This window comes from Streptomyces sp. NBC_00090 (genome assembly GCF_045160815.1).
In the GTDB taxonomy this organism is placed as follows: domain Bacteria; phylum Actinomycetota; class Actinomycetes; order Streptomycetales; family Streptomycetaceae; genus Streptomyces.
The window spans coordinates 2,672,071-2,694,062 of record NZ_CP108224.1 but is presented as its reverse complement, the minus strand read 5'-3'; the positions used below and the strand labels follow the sequence as shown (position 1 = coordinate 2,694,062).

19 protein-coding genes are annotated in these 21,992 nt (G+C 72.7%); 14 read left to right on the top strand and 5 right to left on the bottom strand.

Features of this window, described 5'->3' with window-relative positions:
• The first annotated feature begins 70 nt into the window (after nt 1-70).
• The 3 genes from OG361_RS11890 to OG361_RS11880 all read left to right on the top strand — a co-directional run bounded on the left by OG361_RS11890 (nt 71) and on the right by OG361_RS11880 (nt 4,355).
• A complete protein-coding gene (locus tag OG361_RS11890; RefSeq protein WP_405853290.1) occupies nt 71-2,470 on the top strand; it encodes a beta-ketoacyl synthase N-terminal-like domain-containing protein in 2,400 nt (799 codons plus the stop codon).
• A complete protein-coding gene (locus OG361_RS11885; protein ID WP_384562183.1) occupies nt 2,467-3,255 on the top strand; it encodes a thioesterase II family protein in 789 nt (262 codons plus the stop codon). The genes OG361_RS11890 and OG361_RS11885 overlap by 4 nt, the downstream gene beginning before the upstream one ends.
• A gap of 62 nt (nt 3,256-3,317) precedes the next feature.
• The gene (locus OG361_RS11880) at nt 3,318-4,355 is read left to right on the top strand and encodes a ketoacyl-ACP synthase III family protein (protein ID WP_405853289.1); all 1,038 of its coding nucleotides are present in this window, start codon (nt 3,318-3,320) and stop codon (nt 4,353-4,355) included.
• Nucleotides 4,356-4,382: 27 nt separating this feature from the next.
• Here the strand turns inward: OG361_RS11880 and OG361_RS11875 are convergent, their stop codons facing one another.
• Nucleotides 4,383-4,724: a YrdB family protein gene (locus OG361_RS11875; RefSeq protein ID WP_384562189.1), complete on the bottom strand. Its 342-nt coding sequence runs from the start codon at nt 4,722-4,724 to the stop codon at nt 4,383-4,385.
• A 58-nt stretch (nt 4,725-4,782) separates the two neighbouring features.
• A complete protein-coding gene (locus OG361_RS11870; protein WP_024761883.1) occupies nt 4,783-5,586 on the bottom strand; it encodes an AfsR/SARP family transcriptional regulator in 804 nt (267 codons plus the stop codon).
• A 345-nt stretch (nt 5,587-5,931) separates the two neighbouring features.
• On the opposite strand from OG361_RS11870, the gene OG361_RS11865 reads away from it, so the two are divergent.
• The 8 genes from OG361_RS11865 (at nt 5,932) to OG361_RS11830 (ending at nt 16,039) form a co-directional block, all read left to right on the top strand.
• The gene (locus tag OG361_RS11865) at nt 5,932-7,854 is read left to right on the top strand and encodes an HAD-IIIC family phosphatase (protein WP_405853288.1); all 1,923 of its coding nucleotides are present in this window, start codon (nt 5,932-5,934) and stop codon (nt 7,852-7,854) included.
• Nucleotides 7,851-8,075 carry a phosphopantetheine-binding protein gene (locus OG361_RS11860; protein ID WP_024761885.1) on the top strand — a complete coding sequence of 75 codons (225 nt, stop codon included), beginning with the start codon at nt 7,851-7,853 and terminating at the stop codon, nt 8,073-8,075. Before OG361_RS11865 ends, OG361_RS11860 begins: the two co-directional genes overlap by 4 nt.
• Nucleotides 8,076-8,112: 37 nt before the next feature.
• Nucleotides 8,113-9,639, top strand: a complete 1,527-nt coding sequence (locus OG361_RS11855) for an MFS transporter (protein ID WP_384562194.1) — start codon at nt 8,113-8,115, stop codon at nt 9,637-9,639.
• A 159-nt stretch (nt 9,640-9,798) separates the two neighbouring features.
• Nucleotides 9,799-10,845, top strand: coding sequence for a hypothetical protein (locus OG361_RS11850; protein WP_405853287.1), 1,047 nt, complete (start codon nt 9,799-9,801; stop codon nt 10,843-10,845).
• The gene (gene pdhA, locus OG361_RS11845) at nt 10,832-11,944 is read left to right on the top strand and encodes a pyruvate dehydrogenase (acetyl-transferring) E1 component subunit alpha (RefSeq protein WP_405853286.1); all 1,113 of its coding nucleotides are present in this window, start codon (nt 10,832-10,834) and stop codon (nt 11,942-11,944) included. Before OG361_RS11850 ends, pdhA begins: the two co-directional genes overlap by 14 nt.
• 2 nt (nt 11,945-11,946) lie before the next feature.
• Nucleotides 11,947-12,969: an alpha-ketoacid dehydrogenase subunit beta gene (locus OG361_RS11840; protein WP_405853285.1), complete on the top strand. Its 1,023-nt coding sequence runs from the start codon at nt 11,947-11,949 to the stop codon at nt 12,967-12,969.
• A gap of 20 nt (nt 12,970-12,989) precedes the next feature.
• A complete protein-coding gene (locus tag OG361_RS11835) occupies nt 12,990-14,393 on the top strand; it encodes a dihydrolipoamide acetyltransferase family protein (RefSeq protein WP_405853284.1) in 1,404 nt (467 codons plus the stop codon).
• 65 nt (nt 14,394-14,458) lie between these two features.
• The gene (locus OG361_RS11830) at nt 14,459-16,039 is read left to right on the top strand and encodes a methylmalonyl-CoA mutase (protein ID WP_405853283.1); all 1,581 of its coding nucleotides are present in this window, start codon (nt 14,459-14,461) and stop codon (nt 16,037-16,039) included.
• Nucleotides 16,040-16,046: 7 nt separating this feature from the next.
• Here the strand turns inward: OG361_RS11830 and OG361_RS11825 are convergent, their stop codons facing one another.
• Entirely contained in the window at nt 16,047-16,481 is a 435-nt protein-coding gene (locus OG361_RS11825) for a hypothetical protein (RefSeq protein ID WP_405853282.1), read from the bottom strand.
• Nucleotides 16,482-16,634: 153 nt separating this feature from the next.
• On the opposite strand from OG361_RS11825, the gene OG361_RS11820 reads away from it, so the two are divergent.
• Nucleotides 16,635-16,958 (top strand): nuclear transport factor 2 family protein, encoded by a 324-nt coding sequence (locus tag OG361_RS11820; protein WP_405853281.1) that lies wholly within the window; start codon nt 16,635-16,637, stop codon nt 16,956-16,958.
• 92 nt (nt 16,959-17,050) lie between these two features.
• Here OG361_RS11820 and OG361_RS11815 read toward each other — a convergent pair whose 3' ends face one another.
• The gene (locus tag OG361_RS11815) at nt 17,051-17,794 is read right to left on the bottom strand and encodes an SDR family oxidoreductase (protein WP_405853280.1); all 744 of its coding nucleotides are present in this window, start codon (nt 17,792-17,794) and stop codon (nt 17,051-17,053) included.
• A 135-nt stretch (nt 17,795-17,929) separates the two neighbouring features.
• On the opposite strand from OG361_RS11815, the gene OG361_RS11810 reads away from it, so the two are divergent.
• Complete coding sequence (locus tag OG361_RS11810) at nt 17,930-19,570, top strand: alkaline phosphatase D family protein (protein WP_405853279.1); 1,641 nt, start codon at nt 17,930-17,932, stop codon at nt 19,568-19,570.
• On the opposite strand, the gene OG361_RS11805 is transcribed toward OG361_RS11810, so the two are convergent.
• Nucleotides 19,557-20,558, bottom strand: coding sequence for a Gfo/Idh/MocA family protein (locus tag OG361_RS11805; RefSeq protein ID WP_405853278.1), 1,002 nt, complete (start codon nt 20,556-20,558; stop codon nt 19,557-19,559). The genes OG361_RS11810 and OG361_RS11805 overlap by 14 nt on opposite strands.
• 83 nt (nt 20,559-20,641) lie before the next feature.
• Here OG361_RS11805 and OG361_RS11800 point away from each other — a divergent pair, with 83 nt between their 5' ends.
• Nucleotides 20,642-21,982, top strand: coding sequence for a Bcr/CflA family multidrug efflux MFS transporter (locus tag OG361_RS11800; protein WP_405862200.1), 1,341 nt, complete (start codon nt 20,642-20,644; stop codon nt 21,980-21,982).
• The last annotated feature ends 10 nt before the right edge of the window (nt 21,983-21,992 follow it).

Sequence of the window (21,992 nt, the reverse complement as noted above, 5' to 3'; positions counted from 1 at the left end):
CGGCGATTCCCCCGCACACGGCGATACCCCCGCACACGGCGACACACCACGCGAACGCAGGAGCAGAGTGATGGCGACCGCCCCCGACACCGCAGCACTGCGACAGGTGATCCAGGACCAGCTGAAGCTGTCCCGCCGGCTCAAGGACCGGGTGGCCGAGCTGGAGGCCCGCGCCCACGCCCCGGTGGCCGTCGTCGGCACCGCGATGCGGCTGCCCGGCGGGATCGACACCCCCGACGCGTACCGGACGTTCCTGTACTCCGACGACCCCGACACCCGGGCCGTCGGCCCGATCCCCGAGGACCGCACCGGCCTGCGGGCCGTCTACCACCCCGAGCGCGGCAAAGAGGGCCACTCCTACGTGGACCGGGCCGGGTTCCTGGACGACATCGCCTCCTTCGACGCGGCGTTCTTCGGGATCTCGCAGCGCGAGGCCGAGACCATGGACCCGCAGCAGCGGCTGCTGCTCGAAGTGGCCTGGGAGGCGCTGGAGCGCGGCGGCATCGCCGCCCGCCGCCAGGACCGGCTGCCGATCGGCGTGTTCGTCGGCGTCATGGCCTCCGAGTACGGCCGCAGGTTCGTCCACGACGGCGACTACAGCCGCATCGACCCGTACCACAGCACCGGCAGCGGCCACTGCTTCGTCGCCGGCCGGATCAGCTACGCGCTCGGCCTCTCCGGCCCGGCGACCAGCGTCGACACCGCCTGCTCCTCCTCGCTGGTGGCGATCCACCAGGCGGTGCGGGCGCTGCGCGGCGGCGAGTGCGACTACGCGCTCGCCGGCGGCGCCAACCTGATCCTCGGCCCCGACCTGATGGTCTCCCTCTGCCAGGGGGAGGCCCTCTCGCCCGGCGGCAGGTCCCGGACCTTCCTCGCCGACGCCGACGGCTACGGCCGGGGCGAGGGAGTCGGCATGGTCGCCCTGATGCGGCTCGACGACGCCCTCGACCGGGACCACCCGGTGCTCGCCGTCGTCCGGGGCAGCGCCGTCAACCACGACGGGGCCTCCTCCGGCTTCACCGTCCCGAGCGGCCCCGCCCAGCAGGAGGTGATCCGCGCGGCCCTGGCCGACGCCCGGGTCGCCCCCGGCTCGGTCGGCTACGTGGAGGCCCACGGCACCGGCACCGCCCTCGGCGACCCCATCGAGGTCGGCGCCCTGGACGCGGTCCTCGGCACCGGCGCGGGGGAGCGGACCGCCCCCGTCGCCCTCGGCAGCGTCAAGGCGCGGATCGGGCACCTGGAGGCCGCGGCCGGCATCGCCGGCGTCCTCAAGCTCGTCCTCATGCTCGGCGACGGCACCGTCCCGGCGGGCGCCCAGCCCGGCGACGGCAGGCTCAACCCGCTCATCCCCTGGGACCGGATCGCCCTCACCGTGCCCCGGGCGCCCGCGCCGTGGGCGGGCGCCCCCGAGGACCGCACCGCGGGCATCAGCGCCTTCGGTCTCTCCGGGACCAACGCGCACGCCGTGCTCTCCGCGTACCACCCGGCGCCCGCCGCCCCCGTGGACGTACCGGAGAACCACCCGGAGCTGCTCACCCTCTCCGCGAAGGACCCCCGGGCCCTCGCCGAGCTGTCCGAGCGGGTGCAGGAGGTGCTGACGGGCCTCGACGCCGCCGGCGTCGCCTCGCTCTGCCACACCCTGCGCGCCGGCCGGGTCCACTTCGGTCACCGGCTGGCCGTCGTCGGCTGCGACGCGGCGGCCCTCGCCGACGCGCTCGCCGCCGGACAGCCGGCGGACGGCGTGCGCGCCGCCGACCGGGTCGTCCTGGCGACCGGCACCGACACCGCCCTCCTGGAGGCCGCGCTGGCCGAACTGGCCCGCCACTTCCCGGGCCTGCGTCCGGCGACCGACGGGGAGGGCACGCCCGCCGCCCGGCTGCGGGCCGTCCTGACGCTGCTCGGCGTCAAGACGGCCCTCGCGACCGGAAGCGACACGTCCGGCCCCGACGCCGCCCGGATCACGGCCGGCGGCCAGAGCCTGCCGCTCGCCGGCGACGACCCCGAGTCCGCGCCCCGCCTCCTCGCCGAGGCGCTGGCCGCGCTCCACCGGGGCGGCGCGACGCTGCGGCTCGACCACCTCGCCGCCCCCGGCGCGCTGTTCGTCGACGCGCCGACCTACCCCTTCCAGCGCAAGCGGTTCTGGATCGAGGAGACGGCCGCCGAGCCGGCGCACATCGCGCCGGTCCCGGTCGCCCCCACCCGTACCGGGCCGCTCGACCGGGCCGAGATCGGCGCCTACCTGACCACCGAGCTCGCCGCCGTGCTCAAGGCGGACGGGGCGCTCGCCCCCGACGTGCCCTTCTGCGAGGTCGGCGGCGACTCCTTCACCGCGATGCTCCTCACCAAGAGCGTCGAGCAGCAGTACGGGGTCGAACTCCCCACCCTCGACTGCCCGGTGGAGATGCCCGTCGCCGATCTCCTCGTCCACCTCAGCGAGCAGGTCTGCGCCGCCATGGGGGTGGAGCGGTGACCGTCGAGCGCAGCCCGTTCCTGCGGCCGCGACCGGTCGACGAGCCGGCGGTCCGGCTCATCGGCTTCCACCACGCGGGCGGATCCGCCGCCGTCTACTACCCCTTCGTCCGCCATCTGCCCGCCGACTGGGACCTGCTCCTGCTCGACCTGCCGGGGCGCGGACGGCGGGCCGGCAAGCCCCAACTGGACGACATGGCCGAGGTGGTGGAGACCGCCGTCGCCGACGTCCTGCCGTGGGCGGACCGCGGGGCGCCGTTCGCCCTCTTCGGCCACAGCATGGGCGCCGTGGTGGCCGTGGAGACCGCCAGGGCCCTGGAGGGCCTCGGCCGGTACCCGGTGTGGACCGGGGTGTCGGGGCGGGTCGCGCCCCAGCACCCGGGCGTCGGAGCCGTACCCCTGCACAGCCTCGACGACGCCGCACTCCTCGACGTGATGCTGGACCTCGGCGGCATGCCCGAACGGGTCACCGAGGCCGGCGACTTCCTCGACCGGTTCCTGCGGACCGTCCGCGCCGACCTGAAGGCCGTGGACAACTACCGCCCGGCACCGCACCGTTCGCCGCTGAGCTCGCCGCTGACGGTCTTCGGCGGCACCCAGGACGCCTGGGCCCCGGCCTCCGCCATGCACCTGTGGCGGCGGGAGACGGGGGCGAGGTTCGTCCAGCGGTTCTTCCCCGGCGGCCACTTCTACTTCCTGGACTCCGGCTTCCCGGCCCTGGCGGACCAGGTGGTCGGCCAGGTCGAGACCTGCCTCGACCTGGCGGACGACGTACAGGTCGCGTAACCGCGCACCACGCAGCACAGCAGTCACACCACACACAGAGCGAGAACAGAGGGAGAACGCAGATGCGCTGGGACAACCTGTACGTCGCCGGACTCGGGGCCTACCTTCCGGAGCAGGTCGAGACCGCGGCCGAGGCCGTCGCCGCCGGCCGCTACGACGCCGAGGAGGCCACCTCCAACGGCATCCGCGCGGTCCGCGTGGCCCGCGCCGACGAGCCCGGCCCGGTCATGGCCGCCCACGCCGGCCGCCAGGCCGTCGAGCGCGCCGGCCGCCCCCACGAGGAGTACGACATCGTCCTCCACGGCTGCGTCGGCCACCAGGGCCAGGACTTCTGGACCCCGGTCAACTACGTGCAGAACGAGACCGTCGGCGGCACCGGCCTCTCCATCGAGATCCGGCAGGGCTCCAACGGCGGCCTCGCCGGCCTGGAGCTCGCCGCCTCGCACCTCGCGAGCCGCCGCGTCCCCTCCGCCGCCCTCGTCACCACCGGCGACGCCTTCCGGCTGCCGTACTTCGACCGCTGGGGCTCCGACAGCCAGCAGGCGTACGGCGACGGCGCCGGCGCCCTCGTCCTCTCCAACCAGGGCGGCTTCGCCCGCCTCAAGTCCACCGCGACCTACACGGACTCCTCCCTGGAGCCCATCTACCGCGGCACGCAGGGCTGGACCGACGGCCCGTTCCTCGACGGCAAGCCGGTCGACCTGCGCAGCCGCAAGTCCGACTACCTCCTCAAGGAGGAGGGCGCCTACGACCACGTCATCCAGCAGATGACGAAGAACGCCTCCCAGGTGCTCCAGGAGGCGCTCGACGACGCGGACGCCAAGCTGTCCGACGCCCGGTTCTTCGTCCACGCCAACATCGCGGAGACGATCGCCCAGTTCTCGTTCTACTCGCTGCTCGGCGTGGACCGCGCCACCACCACGTACGACTGGGGCCAGGACTTCGGCCACATGGGCGCGGGCGACCAGCTCATCGGCATGAACCACGTGGTGGAGGCCAGGGACCCGCAGCCGGGCGACCTGCTGGTCACCATGGGCGTCGGCGTCGGCTTCATGTGGACCGTCGCCGTACTGGAGTTCACCGAGTCGCCCCAGTGGTGACGCCCCGCCACCGCCGACGCGGCGCGATCACTGGTTCCAGAGGAGCCGCAGCGCCGCGTTGACCAGGAAGATCCCCACGAACGCCGCCGCCCAGCCCTGCCTCCCCGAGGCGAGCAGGGCGGCGGCGCCGCTTCCGAACCAGAGCACCTCGAGGAGCACCCGGCCGCCGCCGTGCACCGCGTACGTGGCGCGCGGCGCCCCGAAGAGCGCCCACACGGCGATCAGACCGACCGGCACACCGACGCCGAGAAGCAGCTTCAACGGCCACTTGTCGGTCGTGGTGAACCCCCACAGGGCGGTCGCCGCGTACACCGAGAGTTCCAGCAGGAACATCACGAGCAGGTTGAAGGCCTTGAGGGACGAGAGCATGAGGGACTCCTAGGACATGCGGGATTCCACGGTGCGGGGTTCCGCGCGGGTGGGCAGATCAGACCGTCAGATCGGTACGGAGCGTGAAACGGGTCAGTCGGGGGTCGGAGCTGAGGATGGCGCGCTGGAGCTCCTGGAGCCGCGGCGAGGGCTCCACGCCCAGCTCCTCCACGAGGAAGCCGCGGAGCGCGGTGAACGCCTCGAGCGCCCGCCACTGCTGACCGGACCGGTAGAGCGCCGTCATGTACTGGGCGCACAGGTTCTCGTGCATCGGATGGCGGGCCGTCAGCACCGCCAGCTCGCTCAGCAGCGCGTGGTGCCGGCCCAGCGCGAGATCGGCCTCGACGCGGGACTCCACGACGCACAGGTGACTCTCCTCCAGGCGCGTCACCTCCACCCCGAGCCGCAGCCCGTGGTGCACGTCGACCAGCGCCCGGCCGCGCCACACCGCGAGCGACTGCCGCAGCAGCCGTGAGCCCGTCTCCCGGTCGCCCAGGTCGAGCGCGCGCCGCCCGGCGGCCGCGAGCCGCTCGAAGGCGTGCACGTCGACCTCCTCCGGTGTGATGTCGAGGAGGTAGCCGCCGTACCGGGTGGCCAGCACGTCCTTCGCACGGCGCGGGCCCTCCGGCGGCAGCGCCGCCTCGATGCGCTTGCGCAGCTGGAGGATGTACGTCTGCAGCGTCGTCTGCGCGCTCCTCGGCGGCTCCATGTCCCACAGCTCCTCCATGAGCGTGGGCACCGGCACTATCTGGCCGGCCTGCAGGGCAAGCAGCGCGAGGATCTGTCGGGGCTTCCCCGCGGTCGGCAGGAGCGCGACCCCGTTCTCCGAAGCCTCGAAGGACCCCAGGACCTTGATGTCCATGCAGCTCCACCCCTCCACTCGCCAGCTCTCATCGTGCTACCGAGTCTGGCCCGCCCCCCTGTTGGGGCGACAGTGCCCAGGTCACCGGCCTCCCATGAACCCCGAACGTGTCGATGCATGAGAAATCCACGGTCCGTACGGGGCCGGCCCGCCCCGGCGGGCCGCGGCGCTGGACCCGAGTGCGAGTCCGGCTCAAGCGCCGCCGCCGACGATCTGCCCGTACCGACTGTCCGTCTGTCCGTACAGACGATCCGTCCGTACAGAACAGCTGTCCGTACAGACGATCCGTCCGTACGGAGGACAGGGCGGCCCGGCCGACGGAGGCGCGCGCGTGAGGAGAGATCATTGACCACGGTATCCAGTCCGGCGGATCGTGAAACCCGGAAGTCTCCGCTGGAATCACTGCGCGCGCTGCGCGCCGACGGCACACTGGCCGAGAACTACCCGTCCGTCGCCCCGCTCCTCGCCGCCATGGTGTCCGGCGGCGCGGACGCCGACTTCCGGCGCGCCGGGAACCTCCTCGTCCAGCTCGACCGGCAGGCCGTGCTCGCGGCCCGCCCCGAGACCGAGACCGCGGTCGTCGCCCTCACCGGGCACTCCACGATCGGAGGCGTACGAGCGCCGCTGACCGCCGAGTTCGCCCGCCACGGGGTCCTCGTCGAGGACCGGCTCGGCGACTTCGACGCCTACCTGCGCGACCTGCGCGACCCGGCGAGCGCCCTGCACGCCCCCGACGTCGACCTGGCCCTGTGGGTGCTCGACCCGCAGACCCTCCTCGACGAGATGGGCTCGCCCTGGCAGGCCGACGACCTCGTACGGACCGCCGAGCGCAAGCTCGCCCAGATCGAGAGCCTCGCCACCGCCTTCACCGGGAACGCCACGGCCGCGCTGGTCCTCAACACCGTGCCGCTGCCCCGCAGCGTCACCCACCAGCTCATCGACCACGAGTCCCGGGCCCGCGCGGGCATCGCCTGGCGCGACTTCAACAGCGGACTCCTGCGCCTCGCCCTCGGCAACCCGCGGATCCACGTCATCGACCTCGACCCGGTCGTCGCCTCCGGCGTCCCGCTCGACGAGCCCCGCATGGCCGCCTACGCCAAGGCCAACCTCGGCGACGACCTGCTCGCCCGCTACGCCCGGGAGGTCGCCCACCTCTCCCGCATGCTGAGCGGCCGCACCAAGAAGGTCCTCGTCGTCGACGCCGACAACACCCTCTGGGACGGGATCCTCGGCGACGACGGCCCGGACGGCATCGCCGCCGCCACCACCTTCCGCGGCGAGGCCTTCGGCAACTTCCAGCGGGTCGTCAAGCAGATCGGCACCCAGGGGATCCTGCTCGCGGTCAGCAGCAAGAACGACCACGAGCCGGTCGTCCAGGTCCTCAAGGACCACCCCGACATGGTGCTGCGCGAGGCCGACTTCGCCCGCGTCAACGCCAACTGGCAGCCCAAGGACGCCAACCTGCTGGACATCGCCGAGAAGCTCAACCTCGGCGTCGACAGCTTCGTCTTCGCCGACGACTCGCCCTTCGAATGCGGCCTGGTCGCCGACAGCCTCCCGCAGGTCGCCGTCGTCCGCCTCGACGAAGAGCCCGCCCTGCACATCGAGAAGCTGCTCGCCGACGGCTGGTTCGACACCGCCCGCCTCACCGACGAGGACCGGGCACGGGCCGCGCTCTACCGCACCGAGTCCGAGCGCGCCGACCTCCTCGAGAACGCCGGCTCCATGGAGGAGTACCTCGAAGGGCTCGGCGTCCGCGTCCAGCTCACCGAGGCCGGCGCGGGCGACATCGACCGGGTCGCGCAACTCTCCCTGCGCACCAACCAGTTCAACCTGACCACGGTACGGCTCCAGGCCGCCGAGGTGGCCGCCCGGATCGAGGACCCGGACCACCTCGTCCTCGCGATCCGCTCCGGCGACCGCTTCGGCGACAACGGCGTCGTCGGAGCCGTCTTCGCCCGCCGCTCGGGCGACGAGCTCCACATCGACAACATGCTGCTCTCCTGCCGGGTCTTCGCCCGCGGCATCGAGCAGACCGCCGTCGCGAGCCTCCTCGCCCACGCCGCCGCCACCGGCGCCCGCGCGGTCCTCGCGAGCTACCGGCCGACCGCCAAGAACAAGAACGTCCGGGAGTTCTGGCCCTCCATGGGCTTCGCCCCCACGTCGACGGCGGACGACGAACTCCACTTCCGCCACGACCTGGAGAACCTCCCGGTCACCCCCTCCCACATCCTGCTCGACTCCACCCTGGAAGGCACCGCGTCATGACCAAAGAGGACTTCATCCACCTGGTACGCGACGAGCTCGACCTGCCCCTGGGCGTCGACGACCTCTCCGCGGACTTCGACCACGTCGTGAGCTGGGACTCGATGCACATGCTGCGCCTGGTCGCCGCCGTCGAGCGCGAGACCGGCTCCCGCGTCCCCGTCGGCAAGCTGCTGGCCGACCGCAGCCTCGCCGCCATCTACGAGCGCATCAGCGCGGCGTGAACCGCCGAGGAATCCAGCAGAGGCAGGAGAGAACAACATGAGCATCGACGCCCGGGACACCGCTCGGGACACCACTCGGGGCGCCGCCCCGGACGCCCGGCCCGCGCCGCCCCAGGCGCCGGCCGGCCCGTCCCCCGCGGGCCCGGAGGCCCCCGCCCCCGGCAGGCGCGGACTGATCCTCGCCGTGGTCGCCGTCGCCCAGCTGGTCTGCGTCCTGGACGCGACCATCGCCAACGTGATGCTGCCCCAGCTCCGCGGCGACCTCGGTCTCGGCACCCAGGGCCTGCAGTGGGTGATGAACATCTACGTGCTGCTCTTCGGCGGCCTCATGCTGCTGGGCGGCCGCCTCACCGACGTCTTCGCCCGCCGTACCGTCCTGGTCTCCGGCATCGCCCTCTTCACCCTGGGCTCCCTCGCCGCGGCCACCGCCGACAGCGGCGGCATGCTGCTGACCGGCCGCGGCCTCCAGGGCATCGGCGCCGCCGTGCTCTCCCCGGCCGCCCTCTCCATCCTCGTCACCACCTACCCGGAGCCCGCCGAGCGCGCCAAGGCCCTCGGCATCTGGGGCACCGTCATGGGCGTCGGCGCCAGCCTCGGCACCCTGCTCGGCGGCGCCGTCACCGACGTCAACTGGCGCTGGGCGTTCCTCATCAACATCCCCATCGGCGTCCTCCTGATCGCCGGCGCCTTCGCCTACGTCCCGCGGATCGTCCGCACCGGCGCCCGCCCGCCCGCCGACGTCCTGGGCGCCCTCACCGGCACCCTCGGCCTGCTCGCGCTGGTCTTCGGCATCGTCACCGCCGGCTCCGACGGCTGGACCGACACGACCGCCCTCGGCTCGCTCGCCGCCGCCGTGGTGCTGCTCGCCGTCTTCGTCCGGGTGGAGAGCACCGCCAAGGCGCCGCTGCTGCCGCTGCGCCTGCTGCGCCGCCGCTCCGTCGCGACCGGCACCATCGCCCAGCTGATCACCGCCGGACTGATGCTGCCGTCGTTCTTCATGCTGCCGCAGTACATGCAACTCGTCCTCGACTACAGCCCGCTGGAGGTCGGCCTCGCCTACATCCCGACCAGCCTCGCGATGCTCGGTGTGTCCGGTGCCGTCCCGGTGCTCATCGCCAAGTTCGGGCCCCGTGTCCCGTACGTCATCGGCACGGTCCTGCTCGCCGTCATGCTGGTCCTGATGCTCGGCGCCGGCACCACCAGCGGCTACTGGTCGCTGCTGCTGCCCGTCACCGCGCTGCTCGGCGTCGGCCTGGTGCTCTGCATGATGACGGCCCCGGTCGTCGGCACGCAGGACGCCTCGGAGGAGGACGCCGGCACCACCTCCGCCGTCCTCAACGCCTCCACCGAGGTCGGCGGCGCCCTCGCCCTCGCGGTCACGGCGACCGTCGTCGGCTCCCGCCTCGCCGAGCTCACGGGCCAGGGCGTGAGCACCGCCGAGGCCTTCACCGACGCACTGCAGCGCGGCTTCCTGGTCCTGTTCGTCTGGATCGCCGCCAACCTGGTCGTCGGCCTCCTCGGGTTCGCCGGCCGCCCGGCGGCCGCCGAAGAGCCGAAGGCCTGACCGCCCCGGGCCTCCGCCGGCCCGATCGCACGACACCCCCCCTCAGTGCCGCCGGGCGGACCCCACCCGCCCGGCGGCCCCGCCCTCCTCTCCGCACCCGCACGAGAACCCCGGAGAGGGGATCCCCAGCCCGCTCTCTCCGCGCAGAGAGGCAGACAGATGCTCCAGCAACGCCACCGGCCCGCCACACCGCCCGCCGCCGCCTCCACCTCCGCCCCCGGCACCGCGACCGTCGCCTCCGCCCCCGGCACCGCGACCGTCGCCCCGGACGGCCCCGTCGCCCTCCTCCTCGGAGCGGCGGCACCCCACCGGCACCCGGGTGAGGCGGCCGCCAACTCCACCCTGCTGGAAACCTGGTCGAGCGGGGTACGCACCTGGGTCCTCGACCGCGCGGAGCTGCTCGCCGCACGCGGCCCCGAGGCCCGGATCCTCTCCGACGAGTCGACCGGCCTCGACAGCGTCCACGCCGAGGAGTGCGTGACCTGGGCCCGCGCCCAGCGGGCCGCCGGCCACCGCTTCGACCTGGTCCTCGGACTGCGCGAGGACGTCCAGCTCGCCGCCGCCGCCGTCGCGGCCGCCCTGCACCTGCCGGGCAACCACCCCGACGCCGTCCGCCGCGTCCAGGACACCGGCGCCCGGGTCGCCGCCCTCGCCGCCGGCGGATTCCTCGTCGACGAGGACCCCGACCGGGCACCCGAGGGCACCGCGCTCACCGCCGTCGGCGCCTTCGTCTCCGGTCGGCCCCACGTCTTCCTCCTCGCCACGCCCACCGAGGACGGCTGGGCCCCCGCGGACGGCCGGGCCCCCGCGACCGAGGACGGCCGGGCCGCCTCCACCGGGCTGCCCCGCACCCCCCAGGCCGCCGCCGCCGAGGCCGCCGCGGCCGTCCTCCACCTCGGACTCTGCTTCGGCGTCTTCCGGGTGGACCTGCGCGCCACCGACCGGGGCCTCGCCGTCTCGGACGTCCGCCTCACCCTCGAAGCCCCCGGCCTCCAGGCCCACGTGGCCCGGACGCTGCCCTGCGTCGAGCTCTTCAACCTCGTGTACGACGACGCCCTGGGCCGTACGACGGCCCTCCCGGCGCGTCCCCTCGCCCCCGCCACCCCGTCCCGCACCGCCCCCTCGGCGGTACCCCCGTTCGTCCTTCTCGCGGGCGAGCCCGAGGGAGCGGCGGCGGAGCCCCACATATGCCGTGGCACCGACTGAACCGAACGAGAGCCGGAGACCCCGAATGACCACCGAGCTCGTCCAGCTGCTCACTCCCGAGGGCCGTCGCGTCGACCACCCCGAGTACGCCGTCGACCCGAGCGCGGAGGAACTGCGCGGCCTCCACCGCGACATGGTGCTCGCGCGCCGCCTCGACGCGGAGGCGGTCACCCTGCAACGCCAGGGCGAGCTGGCCCTGTGGCCCTCGCTCCTCGGCCAGGAGGCCGCCCAGATCGGCTCCGCCCGCGCCCTGCACCCCGGGGACCACGCCTTCCCCAGCTACCGCGAACACGGCGTGGCCCTGGCCAGGGGGCTCGACCCGGCCCACCTGCTCGCGCTCTTCCGCGGCGCGAGCAACGGCAGCTGGGACCCGGCCGAGCGCAACTTCCACCTCTACACCCTCGTCATCGGCTCGCAGGCCCTGCACGCGACGGGGTACGCGATGGGCGTGGCCAAGGACGGCGCCGACACCGCCGTGATCGCCTACTTCGGCGACGGCGCCTCCAGCCAGGGCGACGTGGCGGAGGCGTTCACCTTCGGCGCGGTCTACGACGCCCCGATCGTCTTCTTCTGCCAGAACAACCAGTGGGCGATCTCCGAGCCCACCGAGCGCCAGATGCGGGTGCCGCTCTACCGGCGCGCCGCGGGCTTCGGCTTCCCCGGCGTCCGGGTCGACGGCAACGACGTCCTGGCCTGCCTCGCCGTCACCCGCGCCGCCCTCGACCACGTCAGGACCGGCTCGGGACCGATGTTCGTCGAGGCGTACACGTACCGCATGGGTGCCCACACCACCTCCGACGACCCGACCCGCTACCGCGACGAGGCGGAGGTGGAGGAGTGGCGCGCCAAGGACCCGATCCTGCGGCTCCGCCGGCTCCTGGAGCGCGAGGGCCACGCCGACGAGGCGTGGTTCGCCGCCCTGGACGAGGAGGCGGAGACGCTCGCGCGGCGCGTCCGCGAGATCGTCAGGACCATGCCCGACCCCGACCCGAAGGCGATCTTCGGGAACGTGTACGCGGACGGGCACGCGCTCGTCGACGAGGAACGTGCCCGGTTCGCCGCCTACCAGGCGTCCTTCGCGGACGCCGGACGGAGCTAGTCATGGTCACGAAGAGCCTTCCCGTGGCGAAGGCGCTCAACGAGGCCCTGCGCGCAGCGCTGGAGGCCGATCCCAAGGTCCTGCTCATGGGCGAGGACATCGGAAAGCTGGGCGGCGTCTTCCGGGTCACGGACGGTCTGCAGAAGGACTTCGGCGAGGGCCGGGTCATGGACTCCCCGCTGGCGGAGTCGGGCATCGTCGGCACCGCGATCGGTCTCGCCCTGCGCGGCTACCGGCCGGTCGTGGAGATCCAGTTCGACGGTTTCGTCTTCCCCGCGTACGACCAGATCGTCACGCAGCTCGCCAAGATGCCCGCCCGCTCGCAGGGCAAGGTGCGGCTCCCGGTCGTGATCCGCATCCCGTACGGCGGCGGCATCGGCGCGGTCGAGCACCACTCCGAGTCCCCCGAGGCGCTCTTCGCGCACGTCGCGGGGCTGAAGATCGTGTCGCCCTCGACCTCGTCGGACGCGTACTGGATGCTGCGGCAGGCCATCGAGTCCGACGACCCGGTCATCTTCTTCGAGCCGAAGCGCCGTTACTGGGACAAGGGCGAGGTCGCTCTGCCCGACAGCGACAGCGACAGCGGCAGCGGCTCCGTCGCGGGCCCGGCCGCCCCCGGCGCGCTCCACGAGGCGCGGGTGGCGCGCCCCGGCACCGACCTCACCCTCGCCGCCTACGGCCCGATGGTGAAGGTCTGCCTCCAGGCCGCCGCCGTCGCCGAGGAGGAGGGGCGGTCGATCGAGGTCCTCGACCTCCGGACCGTCTCCCCGATCGACTTCGACACCGTCCAGACCTCGGTCGAGAAGACCGGCCGTCTGGTCGTCGTCCACGAGGCCCCCGTCTTCTTCGGTTCGGGCGCGGAGATCGCCGCCCGGATCACGGAGCGCTGCTTCCACCACCTGGAGGCCCCCGTCCTGCGGGTCGGCGGCTACCACGCGCCGTATCCGCCGGCGCGGCTGGAGGAGGAGTACCTGCCGGGTCTCGACAGGGTGCTCGACGCCGTCGACCGCTCGCTGGCGTACTAGGCGTACTAGGGAAAGAGATCATGGCGATTCGCGAATTCAGGATGCCCGACGTGGGGGAGGGGCTGACCGAGGCCGAGATCCTCACCTGGTACGTCAAGCCGGGCGACCCCGTCATGGACGGGCAGGTCGTGTGCGAGATCGAGACGGCGAAGGCGGCGGTGGAACTCCCCGTCCCCTTCGACGGTGTCGTGCGGGAGATCGGCTTCCCGGAGGGCACGACGGTGGACGTCGGCGCCGTGATCATCTCCGTCGACACGGAGCCGACGGCGGACACGGGGTCCGGTACGGAGCTCCGTGAGGAGGCCCGTACGGAGCTCCTCCCGGCGGCTCCCACGGAGGTGTCCACGGACGTCCGGGCGGAGGTCTCCACGGACGTCCCCGCGGAGCTCCCCGCGGATGTCTCCGCGGCGCGGCCGGAGCGCCGGCCGGTACTGGTCGGCTACGGCGTGGTGGAGTCCTCCGCCAAGCGCCGTCCCCGCCGGCCGGCCAACGGCACGGCTCCGGCCGGCCGGGGGCCCGGCCCCGGACCCCGCCCGCTCGCCAAGCCCCCCGTGCGGAAGCTGGCCAAGGACCTCGGGGTCGACCTGACCGTCGTCCGCCCCTCCGGCGGGGACGGCACGATCACCCGGGCGGACGTGCACGCCGCCGCCGTGGTCGACATCGGCACCCGGGAGGTCGTGGAGCGGCCGGTCCCGGTCCCGGCCCCCACCGCGCTGCCGGACGCGCGGGAGACCCGTGTCCCGATCAAGGGCGTGCGGAAGGCGACGGCCGCGGCGATGGTGGGGTCGGCGTTCACCGCGCCGCACGTCACCGAGTTCGTGACCTTCGACATCACGCGGACGATGAAGCTGGTCGAGGAGCTGAAGTCCGACAAGGACATGGCGGGCCTGCGGGTCAACCCGCTGCTCCTCATCGCCAAGGCCGTCCTGGTCGCCATCAGACGCAACCCGGACATCAACGCGGCCTGGGACGAGGCGGCGCAGGAGATCGTGCTCAAGCGGTACGTGAACCTGGGCATCGCCGCGGCCACCCCGCGCGGTCTGATCGTGCCGAACATCAAGGACGCGCACGCCCAGACCCTGCCCGAGCTGTCGAAGTCGCTGAGCGAGCTGGTCTCCACGGCCCGCGAGGGCAGGACGACCCCGGCGGCGATGCAGGGCGGCACCATCACCCTCACCAACGTCGGCGTCTTCGGCGTCGACACCGGTACGCCGATCCTCAACCCGGGCGAGGCCGCGATCCTCGCGATCGGTACGATCAAGCTCCAACCCTGGCTCCACAAGGGCAAGGTGAAAGCGCGTCAGGTCACGACCCTGGCCCTCTCCTTCGACCACCGTCTGGTCGACGGCGAGCTCGGCTCGAAGTTCCTCGCGGACATCGCCGCGATCCTGGAGCAGCCGAAGCGACTCATCACCTGGGTCTGAACGGGCACGTGCACGTCGGAACAGACCGTCCATCAGTCGAACTGAGCACAGGGGAGGCGCAACACATGGCGCGCGAGTCGGAGTCCGGGCTGCCGATCGAGCCGGTCTACGGGCCGGGGGCTCTGGAGGGGTGGGATCCCGCCGGGAAGCTGGGCGAGCCGGGTTCGTACCCGTTCACGCGTGGTGTGTATCCCTCGATGTACACGGGTCGGCCGTGGACGATGCGGCAGTACGCGGGTTTCGGTACGGCGACGGAGTCGAACGCCCGGTACAAGCAGCTGATCGCGAACGGCACGATGGGTCTGTCCGTCGCCTTCGATCTGCCGACGCAGATGGGGCACGACTCGGACGCGCCGATCTCCTCGGGTGAGGTCGGCAAGGTGGGTGTGGCGATCGACTCGATCGACGACATGCGGGTGTTGTTCGACGGGATTCCGCTGGACAGGGTGTCGACGTCGATGACGATCAACGCCCCTGGTTCGCTGCTTCTGCTGCTGTACCAGTTGGTCGGTGAGGAGCAGGGTGTCGCGGCGGATCAGCTGACGGGGACGATCCAGAACGATGTGCTGAAGGAGTACATCGCGCGGGGCACGTACATCTTCCCGCCGAAGCCCTCGCTGCGTCTGATCGCGGACATCTTCAAGTACTGCCGGGCCGAGATCCCGAAGTGGAACACGATCTCGATCTCGGGCTATCACATGGCGGAGGCGGGTGCCTCGCCCGCGCAGGAGATCGCGTTCACGCTCGCGGACGGGATCGAGTACGTGCGTACGGCGGTCGCGGCCGGGATGGACGTGGACGACTTCGCGCCGCGGCTGTCCTTCTTCTTCGTGGCGCGTACGACGATCCTGGAGGAGGTGGCGAAGTTCCGTGCCGCCCGCCGGATCTGGGCGCGGGTGATGAAGGAGGAGTTCGGGGCGAAGAACCCGAAGTCGCTGATGCTCCGCTTCCACACCCAGACGGCGGGCGTGGCCCTCACGGCCCAGCAGCCGGAGGTGAACCTGGTCCGTGTGGCGATCCAGGGCCTCGCGGCCGTCCTCGGTGGCACGCAGTCGCTGCACACGAACTCCTTCGACGAGGCGATCGCGCTGCCGACGGACAAGTCCGCGCGCCTCGCTCTCCGTACGCAGCAGGTCCTCGCCTACGAGACGGACGTGACGGCGACGGTGGACCCGTTCGCCGGCTCGTATGTGGTCGAGAAGATGACGGACGACGTGGAGGCCGCGGCGCTTGAGCTGATGGCCAAGGTCGAGGAGATGGGTGGGGCGGTCGCCGCGATCGAGCGTGGTTTCCAGAAGGGCGAGATCGAGCGTTCGGCGTACCGGATCGCGCAGGAGACGGACAGCGGCGAGCGGGTCGTCGTCGGTGTCAACCGGTACACGATCGACGTCGAGGAGCCCTACGAGCCGCTGCGCGTCGACCCGGCGATCGAGGCGCAGCAGGCCGAGCGTCTCGCCAAGCTGCGGTCCGAGCGGGATCAGGCGGCCGTGGACGCGGCGCTCGTGGAGCTGAAGAAGGCGGCGGAGGGCACGGACAACGTCCTCTACCCGATGAAGGACGCGCTCAGGGCGCGGGCGACCGTCGGCGAGGTCTGCAACGCGCTGCGCGAGGTGTGGGGCACCTACGTCCCCACCGACGCCTTCTGAACTCGCGTCAGACGAGGACCTCGACCCTCCACTGGGGGTCGCGGTCGTCCGTCCGGACGACGACGCGCTTGGGGAGCGGCGAGCGGTCCTCGAAGAGGTCGCGGCCGAGCGCGAGGCCGTTCTGGTCGATGACGTAGACCCCGTCCCGGAGCTCGTCGAGGGCGGTGATCGTGGTGACCCCGTCCTCGGCGACCCGCTGGAGGCGCCAGACGGAGGCGGGGGACTCGTCGGGCCGGACGGCCGCCGGGGCACGGTCGCTGCCCTCCGAGACGATGGTGTCCTCGGTGCCCTTCACGGTGAACCGGAACCCCTCGCCCGCGGGGCCGACCGCCCACTCCGCGGCCTGCTCCTGCTGGACGAGCAGGCCGACGAGCCTTCCGTCCAGGACCCCGACCGGGGCCCCCTTCGCGTACAGCCTGACGACCTTGACGATGCCCGACATCGAGCCTCCTGTGCTGAGTGCGGCAGTTGTCCCGATCCTGCCCGGGCGGACCGGGCGCGGGCCAGTGAACACGCGCGTGCGTACGAGCGACACAGGGCACGCTCCCGGCCGTGGTCCACGGGGGGAGCGGGTCGCCGGGTGTACGGGTAGGACATGACGATCTCCGTGAACCAGCTCACCGACCCGGCCGTGCGCGCCTTTGTCGCGGCCCTCAACGCCAACGACAAGGAGGCCTTCGAGTCGGCTCTCACGCCCGGCGCGACCATGTCCGACGACGGTTCGGAGCGCAATCTGGACGAGTGGACGGAGAAGGAGGTCTTCGCCTCGCGCGGGCACATGGAGATCGAGTCCGAGAAGGGTGACGGGCGTGACCTCGTCGCCCGCTACCGCAACGACACCTGGGGCGAGATGCGGACCCGCTGGCGCTTCACCGTCGAGGGCGGGAAGGTCGCCCGCTTCGAGACCGGCCAGGCGTAGGACCGGCCAGGCGTAACCCCCGTACATCGGCCGGGCGTGCCCCCCCCCGGCCATCGTCCAGGCGTAACCCACCCCGGCCGTCGGCCGGGGTGCTACCCCCGGCCGATGTACGGCATCGCCGTCGCCATGACCGTCGCGAACTGGACGTTCGCCTCCAGCGGCAGCGCCGCCATGTGCACCACCGTCGCCGCCACGTCCGCCGCGTCCATCACCGGCTCCGCCGCCAGCTGCCCGTTGGCCTGGAGGATGCCGCTCTGCATGCGGGCCGTCATCTCGGTGGCCGCGTTGCCGATGTCGAGCTGACCGCAGGCGATCCGGTACGGGCGCCCGTCGAGGGACAGTGACTTCGTCAGGCCCGTCATCGCGTGCTTCGTCGCCGTGTACGCGATCGAGTGCGGGCGCGGCACGTGCGCGGAGATCGAGCCGTTGTTGATGATGCGGCCGCCCTGCGGGTCCTGCTCCTTCATGGCCCGGAAGGCCGCCTGGGCGCAGAGGAAAGCGCCCGTCAGATTGACGTCGACGACCGCGCGCCAGGTCTCCGGGTCCAGGTCCTCGACCGGGACGCCGCCGCCCGCGAACGTACCGGCGTTGTTGAAGAGCAGGTCGACCCGCCCGTACCGGTCCCGTACGGCCGCGAAGAGCGCCGTGACCTCCGCGGCCGAGGTCACGTCCGTCGGGACCGGCAGGAAGTCGCCGGCCGGGAGGGCCGCGGCGGTCTCCTCCAGGGCGGTGGCCCTGCGGCCCGCCAGGGCCACCGACCAGCCGGCCTCCGCGAGGGCCAGCGCCACGCTCCGGCCGATGCCCGACCCCGCTCCTGTCACCACTGCGATGCTCATGGGCGCGCAGCGTACGCGAGACGCGTGCCCCGTGAACTCATCCGTCCGACACATGGATGTTCTGTACCCGACAACGTGACGTCGTCCCGTCCCCCTCGAATGGCGGAAGCACAACATCCGCCTGGGGAGGGGCACATGACCCGCGTACACGACGTAAACGACCACGGCGAGGAACTCCGCGCCGCCGCGCGCCACTTCGGCCGCCGCCGGTTCCTCACCGTCTCCGGGGCCGCCGCCGCGCTCGCCTTCGCCACGCAGCTGCCCGCCGCAGGCGCCGCGGCCGCGGCCGAGCTCGACGGCCGGCGTGTCACCGAGGACCCGTTCACCCTGGGGGTGGCGTCCGGCGACCCGCTGCCCGGCTCCGTGTTGCTCTGGACCCGGCTCGCGCCCCGCCCCTTCGAGCCCGACGGCGGCCTGCCCGCCGCCCGCGTCTCCGTCCACTGGGAGCTCGCCCGCGACGAGCGCTTCACCCGGACCGTCCGCCGCGGCCGGGTCACCGCGCACCCGGAGTTCCGGCACGCCGTCCACGTCGAGGCCGACCACCTCGACCCCGACCGCGTCCTCTTCTACCGCTTCCGCGTCGGCGCCTGGACGAGCCCCGTCGGCCGCACCCGCACCGCCCCGGCCCCCGATGCCCGGAACTCCGGGCTGAAGCTCGCCGCCGTCTCCTGCCAGGCCTACCACGACGGGTACTTCACGGCCTACCGCCACCTCGCGCAGGAGGACGTCGACGTCGTCTTCCACCTCGGCGACTACCTGTACGAGTACGCCGTCAATGCCACCGGCGGCGCCCGCGCCTACACCGACCGCACCCTCCCGGCCGTCTTCAACCGAGAGACGGTCACGCTGGAGGACTACCGGCTGCGCTACGGCCTGTACAAGTCCGACCCCGACCTGCGGGCCGCGCACGCCGCCCACCCCTTCGTCGTCACCTGGGACGACCACGAGACCGAGAACAACTACGCGGGCGGTACCCCCGAGAACAGCGTCCCGCCGGAGGAGTTCCTGCTCCGCCGCGCCGCCGCCTACCGCGCGTACTGGGAGCACCAGCCGCTGCGCCGCCCGCAGCGGCCCGAGGGCCCGGACATGCGGCTCTACCGGCGGCTGCGCTTCGGGCGCCTCGCCCAGTTCGACATCCTCGACACCCGCCAGTACCGCTCCGACCAGGCCTACGGGGACGGCTGGAAGGTCCCGGGCCCCGAGTCCGAGAACCCGGCGCGCACCATGACCGGCGCCGCGCAGGAGCGCTGGCTGCTCGACGGCTGGCGCGACTCCCGCACCCGCTGGAACATCCTGCCGCAGCAGGTCGTGTTCGCCGAGCGCCGCGACCGTCCCACCGCCGACTACACGCTCTCCATGGACTCCTGGGACGGCTACCCGGCCTCCCGGCAGCGGATCCTCGCGGGGGCGGAGGCCGCCGGGGTCGAGAACCTCATGGTGCTCACCGGCGATGTCCACGTCGGCTACGGCCTCGACATCAAGGCCGACTTCCGCGACCCGGCCTCCCGGACCGTCGGCACCGAGATCGTCGCCACCTCGATCACCAGCGGCAAGGACGGCGCCGACCGGCCGGCCAACTACGACCGGCTCACCCAGGCCAACCCGCACCTGAAGTTCTACAACGGGCGGCGCGGTTACGTGACGGTGGCGCTCGGCACGGAGAGCGCCCGCGCCGACTTCCGTACGGTCCCGTACGTGACGACCCCGGGCGCCCCCGTCACCACCACCGCCTCCTACGTCACGGAGGCGGGCGACCCGGGCCTCACACCCGCGTAGCCGCCATCTCGGAGGGATAGCGGACGCCGACGCGCTCCCGTACGGCGTCGAGCGTCCGCATCACCGCGAGCGAGCCGTCCAGCGGCACCAGCGGGGACGCCGTCCCGCCCGCCCGCAGACAGCGCATCACCTCGGCGGCCTCGTGCCGGAGCGACTGCGGGTCGTCCTCGTTGACGTACTCCTCCGGCTCCGCGCCGTTCCGCAGCAGCGTGAACCGCTCGGGGAAGAAGAAGCCGCGCGGCACGTCGATCCGGCCGAGCGTGCCCGTCACGGACGCCGTCAGCGGGGTGTCCGCCTCGAGCGAGCAGGACAGCAGCGCCGACGCCCCCGACTCCCAGCCCAGCAGCATTCCGGTGTTCAGGTCGACGCCCTCCGGGGAGATGAGCGCGTGCGCCTGGACCGTGTCCGGCTCGCCGAGCAGCAGCTGCGCGAACGACACCGGGTACACCCCCAGGTCGAGCAGCGCCCCGCCGCCCACGGCCGGGTCCCGCAGCCGGTGGTCGGCGTCGAAGGGGCCCTGGAGCCCGAAGTCCGCCTGCACGGTCCGGACTTCGCCGATCGCCCCGTCCCGCACCAGCTCCGCGAGCCGCTGGATCAGCGGATTGCAGTACATCCACATGGCCTCCATCAGGAAGAGGCCGCGGTCCCGGGAGAGGGTGACCAGTTCCTCCGCCTCACGGGTGTTGAGTGTGAGAGCCTTCTCGCAGAGCACCGCCTTTCCCGCCTCCAGGGCGCGGCCGGCCGCCTCCCGGTGCGCGTGGTGCGGAGTCGCCACGTACACGATGTCGACGTCCTCGTCGGTGAAGAGGCCCTCCCAGTCGCCGTACGCCCGCGGGATCCCGAACCGGTCCGCGAAGGCCTTCGCGGACGCCTCCGTGCGGGACGCCACCGCCACGACCTCCGCTCCGTCGAGCGTCAGCAGGTCCGTCGTGAACCGCTCCGCTATACCGCCCGTCGCCAGGATTCCCCAGCGAACCGTTTCTCTCATGTTCCCCACCCGTCCCACAGAGGTCTCGACCATGCCGATCGAGCTGAGAGCATAGGCAAGGTTTAAACGAAATGGAGCAGTCGATGCCGGAGAGCGGCCAGAAAACAACACAAGGGCACATAATCGATACCGCCGCGGTCGCGTCGGGAGCCCCGGCGGCGGTCGCCGCGGCAGCCCCGACGACCCCGACGGCCCCGGTCGCCTCGGCCGCCCGGCGCGCCGGGCTGCTCGTCACCCTCGTCCTGGGCGGACTCACCGCCCTGCCCCCGCTCTCCATGGACATGTACCTGCCGGCGCTGCCGGAGGTCACCGGCGCGCTGCACGCGCCCGCCGCCACCGTCCAGCTCACCCTCACCGCCTGCCTCGCCGGCATGGCCCTCGGCCAGCTCGTCGTCGGCCCCATGAGCGACAAGTGGGGCCGCCGCCGCCCGCTGCTCGTCGGCATGGTCGTGTACGTCCTCGCCACCGCCGTCTGCGCCCTCGCGCCCACCGTCGAGCTGCTCATCGGCTTCCGGCTGCTCCAGGGCCTCGCGGGCGCCGCGGGCATCGTCATCGCCCGGGCCGTCGTCCGCGACCTCTACGACGGCGTCGAGATGGCCCGTTTCTTCTCCACCCTCATGCTGATCTCCGGCGTCGCCCCGGTCATCGCGCCCGTCATCGGCGGCCAGATCCTGCGGATCACCGACTGGCGGGGCGTCTTCCACGTCCTCACCGTCATCGGTGTCCTGCTCACCCTCGTCGTGTGGCGCTTCCTCCACGAGACGCTGCCGCCGGAGCGGCGCCACGAGGGCGGGGTCGGCCAGGCCCTGCGCACCATGCGCGGCCTCCTCGCCGACCGGGTCTTCACCGGCTACGTGCTGGCCGGCGGGCTCGCCTTCGCGGCCCTCTTCGCGTACATCTCGGCCTCGCCGTTCGTCGTCCAGGAAATCTACGGGGCCTCGCCGCAGACCTTCAGCCTGCTCTTCGGCCTCAACTCGATCGGCCTCGTCACCGTCGGCCAGATCAACGGCAAGCTCCTCGTCGGACGCGTCAGCCTCGACAAGACGCTCGGCTGGGGCCTCGGGACCATCCTGCTCGCCGCCCTCGCGCTGCTCCTCATGACCAGCGGCGTCTTCGGGGAGGTCGGGCTGGTACCGATCGCCGCCGGACTCTTCGTCCTGATGTCCGCGATGGGCCTGACGATGCCGAACACGAACGCCCAGGCCATGATGCGCACCCCGCACGCGGCGGGCTCCGCCTCCGCCCTCCTCGGCACCTCGTCCTTCCTCGTCGGCGCCGTGGCCTCCCCGCTCGTCGGCATCGCCGGCGAGCACACGGCCGTCCCGATGGCGGTCGTCCAGCTCACCTGCGCCGTCCTGGCCCTCGCCTGCTTCCTGGGCCTGTGCCGCCCGTGGCGGACCGACAGGGCGGCCACGGGCGGCTGACGGGACCCGC